The sequence below is a fragment of the Planomonospora algeriensis genome (genome assembly GCF_977012225.1).
In genome coordinates this window covers 1-3,099 of the sequence record NZ_CDRNDK010000613.1, presented here as the reverse complement: position 1 = coordinate 3,099, position 3,099 = coordinate 1, and the positions used below count along the sequence as shown (strand labels likewise).

The following is a 3,099-nucleotide window of genomic DNA, read 5'->3' as shown; positions in this document are numbered from 1 at the left end:
CCGTCCCGCCTCGGCCGCCTCAGGCCAGAGCCGCAGGGTGAGCACCCCCGCCGCCACCCCGACCGCCGCCCCGGCCAGCACGTCCCCCGGATAGTGCACGCCGGTGTAGACCCGGGAGAAGCAGACCCCGGCGGCCAGCAGCCCGACCGGGACGGCGACGGCCCGGGGCGCCTCCATGGCCACGGCGGCCGCGAACGCGGCGGCCGAGGCCGAGTGGCCGGAAGGGAACGAGGCGGACAAGGGCCTCCTGGCCAGCCGTGCGAGCGGGAGCCCGTCCGGGGACGGCCGGTTCCGGCGGAAGGCCTGCTTGCCCACCAGGTTGACCAGCGGGCTGGCCAGGCTGACCGCGAGCAGGCCCCGGGTCGCCGCCCGGCGCAGCGGCCGCCGCCCGCTGACCGCCAGCGCTCCGGCGATGCCGGCCCAGAGCAGGGAGTTGTCCGCCGCCCGCGACAGGGCGGGCACCACGCGTTCGAGGCCGGGGAGCCGCGCGCCCGCCACGGCGGCGAACAACCGCCGGTCCATCCTGCCGAGCCGCTTCCGCAACCGCATCGTCCCCACCCTTTCGAATGACGGGCAAATGAACAGGCACTTAATTCTGCCGACCATCCCCATATCCCCCGCGCACCCCTTTTACTCGCCGCAGATAATCCCCATCAAAAGTGTTTTTCATGAAATGAGGTGCGATGAAGCGGTTGCTCGGCATCGCCCTGGCGCTGCTGCTCGCCGCCGTGGTCGCGGTGGCCGTCTACCTCGGCAACGGCGGTGACGGGCCCGTCGTGGTGCGGGGGGTCATCGGCTCGGAGAAAGAGCCGTTCTTCAACGACCCCCGGGTGCGCGCGGCGTTCGAGAAGCACGGGCTGCGGGTGGAGGTGGAGACCGCCGGGTCCCGGCAGATCGCCACCGAGTTCGACCTGGACGGCTACGCCTTCGCGTTCCCCTCCAGCCTCCCCGCGGCGGAGAAGATCAGGAAGGACCGGAAGGCCGCCCGGGTCTACTCCCCCTTCCACTCGCCCATGGCGGTGGCCACCTTCGAGCCGATCGTCCGCGTCCTGGCCGGCGCCGGACTGGTGCGCGACTCCGGCCAGGACCATCAGATCCTCGACATCGCCGCCTACCTCGACCTGGTCGCCGAGGGCACCCGCTGGGACCGGCTGCCCGGCAACACCTCCTACCCCGCGCGCAAGCGGGTGCTGCTGACCACCACCGACGTGCGGACCTCCAACTCCGCCGCCATGTACCTGGCGATGACCAGCTACGTCGCCAACGGCGAGACGTGGTCAGCTCCGCCGCGCAGGTGCCCGGGCTGGCGGAGAAGCTGGCGCCGGTCTTCCTCGACCAGGGCTACTCGCAGGCCTCCAGCGAGGCGCCGTTCCAGGACTACCTGGTCATGGGGTCCGGCAAGACGCCGATGGTGGTGATCTACGAGGCGCAGTACCTGTCCCGGCTGTTCTCCGGCGACGGGTCGATCACCTCCGACATGCGGCTGCTGTACCCGGCGCCGACCGTGCTCAGCAAGCACACGCTGGTGCCGCTCGGTGAGCACGGGGAACGGGTCGGCCGGCTGCTGACCGAGGATCCGGAGCTGCGCGGGCTCGCGGCGCGGCACGGATTCCGTACCGCCGATCCCAGGGCCTTCGACGACCTGGCCGCCCAGCACCGGGCACCGGTCGCGCGGAACCTGGTGGACGTGGTCGAACCGCCCGTCTACGAGCACCTGGACCGGCTCATCACCGGCATCGAGCGGCTCTACGCCGACGGCGCCGCACCGCGGACCGAGGGAGGGTCCTGACCGTGACGGAGAGTATGGGAAGCACCGGAGACACCGGGACCATCGGGACCGCCGGGGACACCGCGGCTGCGGCGGGGGGCGGCCTGACGCTGACCCCGCCCGCCCCGGTGGCCGCGGTCCCGGCGCAGCAGGCCGCGACCATGCTGCCGCTGCCCGAGGAGCGCCGGGCCGAGCTGACCGCCAAGGCCCGGGACTTCGCGGCGGAACTGGCCGCGATGGACCCCCGGGTGCCGGACTTCACCCGCCGGGTGAACGACATCGCCTCGATGGGCGACGGCGAGATCCGCTCCGCCTCGCAGGTGGCCGGCCGCATGCTCAACCGGCCGGTGGCGGCGCTGTCGGCGGCGAAGGGCGAGGGCTCCGACGCCCAGGCGCGGGTGGCGGGGCGGCTGGTGGAGCTGCGCCGTACCGTGGTGGACCTCGACCCGAAGCAGGCGGCGAGCGGGCCGCGCAGGCTGCTGGGGCTGATCCCGTTCGGAGACCGGCTCCGCGACTACTTCGCCAGGTACGCCTCCGCGCAGAAGCACCTCGACGACATCGTCCGGGCGCTGAAGTCCGGGCAGGACGAGCTACTCAAGGACAACGCCGCGATCGAGGGCGAGAAGGCGAACCTGTGGGAGGCGATGACCCGGCTGCAGGAGTACGCGGTGCTGGCCGCCGCGCTCGACGCCGCGCTGGAGGAGCACCTGCCGCACCTGGAGGCGACCGACCCGGAGCGGGCTACCGCGCTCCGCTCGGACGCGTTGTTCTCGGTACGGCAGAAGCACCAGGACATCCTCACCCAGCTGGCCGTCTCCGTGCAGGGCTACCTGGCCCTGGACCTGGTCCGCAAGAACAACCGGGAGCTGATCAAGGGCGTGGACCGGGCGACCACCACGACGGTCGCCGCGCTGCGCACCGCGGTGATCGTGGCCCAGGCGCTGGCGAACCAGAAGCTGGTGCTGGACCAGATCACCGCGCTCAACACCATGACCGGCGACCTGATCCTGGCCACCGGCGAGATGCTCCGCACCCAGGCCGGCGCGATCCAGAACCAGGCAGCCGCCACCACCGTGGACATGGACACGCTGCGCCGGGCGTTCGACGACGTCTACGCCACCATGGACATGATCGACTCCTTCCGCGCGCAGGCCGTGCGGAACATGGCCGTCACCGTGGAGAGCCTGACCGCCGAGCTGGAGCACGCCAGGACCTACGTCGAGCGGGCGGCCTCGCGGGCCGTCGAGGGGCCGGAGGCGGGCCGGTGAGCGCGCCGCCCGCCGGCGCCCGCCGTACCGAGCGGGAGGATGGAGGGCACGAGGGGGACGGGG

At 72.7% G+C, this 3,099-nt stretch carries 4 protein-coding genes; 3 read left to right on the top strand and 1 reads right to left on the bottom strand.

All coding sequences use genetic code 11. The features are described from left to right. A partial coding sequence (locus ACWJ6R_RS33380; protein ID WP_449066042.1) for a phosphatase PAP2 family protein occupies positions 1 to 549 on the bottom strand: 549 nt, incomplete at its 3' end. A gap of 134 nt (positions 550 to 683) precedes the next feature. Between ACWJ6R_RS33380 and ACWJ6R_RS33375 the strand changes: the two genes are divergently transcribed. The 3 genes from ACWJ6R_RS33375 to ACWJ6R_RS33365 are packed head-to-tail and all read left to right on the top strand — an operon-like array spanning position 684 to position 3,036. Then, complete coding sequence (locus tag ACWJ6R_RS33375; protein WP_449066041.1) at positions 684 to 1,418, top strand: hypothetical protein; 735 nt, start codon at positions 684 to 686, stop codon at positions 1,416 to 1,418. Further along, a complete protein-coding gene (locus ACWJ6R_RS33370) occupies positions 1,388 to 1,789 on the top strand; it encodes a hypothetical protein (RefSeq protein WP_449066040.1) in 402 nt (133 codons plus the stop codon). The genes ACWJ6R_RS33375 and ACWJ6R_RS33370 overlap by 31 nt, the downstream gene beginning before the upstream one ends. A gap of 14 nt (positions 1,790 to 1,803) precedes the next feature. Further along, entirely contained in the window at positions 1,804 to 3,036 is a 1,233-nt protein-coding gene (locus ACWJ6R_RS33365; protein ID WP_449066039.1) for a toxic anion resistance protein, read from the top strand. Positions 3,037 to 3,099: the final 63 nt, after the last annotated feature.